General features: G+C 65.3%; 4 protein-coding genes. 1 reads left to right on the top strand and 3 read right to left on the bottom strand.

The features are described 5' to 3' along the window. Positions 1 to 739: acetyl-CoA C-acyltransferase (locus tag EOM25_14080; GenBank protein NCC26303.1), on the top strand; the 739-nt coding region annotated here is incomplete at its 5' end. Here the strand turns inward: EOM25_14080 and EOM25_14075 are convergent. The 3 genes from EOM25_14075 to EOM25_14065 all read right to left on the bottom strand — a co-directional run. Next, on the bottom strand, positions 723 to 1271 hold the full coding sequence (locus EOM25_14075; protein NCC26302.1) for a lipocalin: 549 nt from the start codon (positions 1269 to 1271) through the stop codon (positions 723 to 725). The two genes, EOM25_14080 and EOM25_14075, sit on opposite strands and share 17 nt — an antisense overlap. Positions 1272 to 1312: 41 nt before the next feature. Next, on the bottom strand, positions 1313 to 2080 hold the full coding sequence (locus tag EOM25_14070) for an AraC family transcriptional regulator (protein NCC26301.1): 768 nt from the start codon (positions 2078 to 2080) through the stop codon (positions 1313 to 1315). A gap of 38 nt (positions 2081 to 2118) precedes the next feature. Then, positions 2119 to 2343 (bottom strand): cupin domain-containing protein (locus tag EOM25_14065; GenBank protein NCC26300.1); only part of this gene is annotated, 225 nt, incomplete at its 5' end.

Below are 2343 nucleotides of genomic sequence, written 5' to 3'. Positions count from 1 at the left end.
TTGGGACATGCCCACGACCATGGTCATGGGCCGGACGGCCGAAAAGCTGGCCCGGGAAGGCGGGTTCTCCCGCCGGGATCTGGACGCCTGGGCCGTGCGGTCCCATGAGTTGGCGGTCAAGGCCCGGGAGTCTGGATTTCTGACGGATGAAATTCTGCCGGTTCGAGCTCCGCAGGCCGATGGAAGCGTTCTGACCGTGGACCGGGACCAAGCCGTGCGGCCGGGCACCAGCCTTGAGGGTCTAGCCGGGCTTAAGCCGGCCTTCGACCCAGAGGGATTGATCACGGCCGGCAACGCCTCGCCCCTCAATTCCGGAGCCGCGGCCATGGTCCTCATGTCGGCGGAGCGGGCCAGGGCCAAGGGGATCGAGCCCCTGGGCAGGATCCGTTCCATCGGGTTCGCCGGGGTTGACCCCACGGTCATGGGCAAGGCCCCGGTACCGGCCTCCAAGAGGGCACTGGCCATGGCCGGGCTGCAGCCCGAAGACATCGACTATTGGGAGATCAACGAGGCCTTCAGCGTGGTTGTTCTTCACGCCATCCGGGAATTGGGACTGAACCCGGACCGGGTCAACGTCATGGGCGGGGCCCTGGCTATCGGCCACGCCATGGGGGCCACGGGGGTTCGTCTGGTTGGCACCCTGGCCAGGATTCTCGAGGTCTGTCAGGGTCGGATCGGGTGCGCGGCCTCGTGCATCGGCGGGGGGCAGGGCGTGGCCACGATCATCGAGCGGGGGTGATGTCCGGGTCCACGTCGTGGCGGACGAAGATGAGGGCTCCGGTGTCGAAGCCATGTTCCGAGGCTTGGGCCATGAAGCGTTCGATCACGGCCGGATCCGGGTTCGGGGTTCGGGACAGAAGCCAGAGGTAGTCCCGGCTGGTGCTGGTGACCAAGGCGTTCCCGTATTCCTCCCGGTCCAGCTCGAAGACGACGTAGGAGGCGTGGAAGGGCCAGAAAAAGGTCACCTTGAGGTGGCCCCGGTCGGTGTCACCCACGAAATACGCCCGGCCTTCGGCTTCCTTCCATTTCCCTTCGGCTTTGGAAAATCCCCTGTTCAAGACCCTGACTCCGCCGTCTTCGCGCAGCGAGTATTCGGCCGTGACCAGGTCCAGGCCTCGCTCGAAGGAGTGATCCAGTCGGGCAATTTCGTACCATTTCCCCAGATAGCGTTCGATGTCGAATTCCCGGACCGGGGTGATCCCTTCTGGGACGCCCAGGCATCCGGAAACCAGGAAGAGGGTGGCCGCTAGCAGGGCCAGGGCTCTGGCCATTGTCCCGTGCGGGTGGCGGTAAAGGTTGTGGAGCCCGTGGTTCATGCCCGATGCGTCCGAATCCGCCCCCGGGCATACAGACCGGGGGACAGTCCCACGACCCGGTTGAAACGCCGGGTCAGATGGCTCTGGTCGGCAAAGCCGGTCTCCAGGGCCGTCTCCACGGGCGAGACGCCCTGGGTCAGCAGGTCTTTGGCCCGCCAGAGGCGGGCATGGAGCTGGTACTCGCCCGGAGTCATTCCCATGCGGGCCGTGAAGGTTCGACAGAGATGGAATCTGCTCACCCCGGCCAGGTTCTCCAGTTCGGCGAGGTTGAAGGGTGTGTCGATGGCCCTTTCCAGATATTCGACAACCCGGCTGAGCCAGGGCGGTCCACTCAAGGAAGGGCAGAGTTCGAAATGGCCTTCGGCCCGGGCCGTCACGGCCAGGATGTCCGATCGCCCCGGCCATTGCCCGGCCTCGATGGTTTCGGCCAGGGAGGCCACGGCCGAGACCAGCCCCCGGTCGTCGGCCATCGTGGGCAGCATACGGCCAGGCGGCAAGGAAGGTGCCGCGAGGCAAAGGGCCACATAGCTGCATGGCCTTTCGGCCACGTGGGCGTGGACCTCTCCCGGGGCCACGGCGAACATCCGTCTTGTGTCGGCCATGCGGACGCCCCGGATGCCCACCGTGCAACATTCTCCTTCGAGGACAAGGCCAAGGATCAATGAACGATGCGCATGGCGGTCGATGCGTCCCGACCATCGGTGGCGACGGACCAGGGCCAGGCTCCGGTCTGGAGCGAGATGGAATGCGTCCCGAGCGGCCATGCTCGAATTTTAGCAAAGCCGGGGACGAAAGACCACCGTCAGTGAGCGGCCGAGAAAAAGGCCAACAATGTCAGCCCATCGGCTCCGGCCCGCACCTCGTGCTCGATCCCCATGGGCATGAGAGCCGTGGTTCCGGGGAGGTAGGCCTTGTTCTCGCCACCGCAGACACAGTGACCCGAGCCCGAGGTCACGGCGTGGACCTCCCATTCCATTGGATGGTTGTGGTAGGCAATGACCGCCTTGGGTTCGAGGCGGACCAGAAA

This window comes from Deltaproteobacteria bacterium, assembly GCA_009929795.1.
Classification (GTDB): Bacteria; Desulfobacterota; Desulfovibrionia; order Desulfovibrionales; family Desulfomicrobiaceae; genus RZZR01.
The sequence above is the reverse complement of the archived record's forward strand: the minus strand, read 5'-3'. Positions and strand labels throughout refer to the sequence as shown.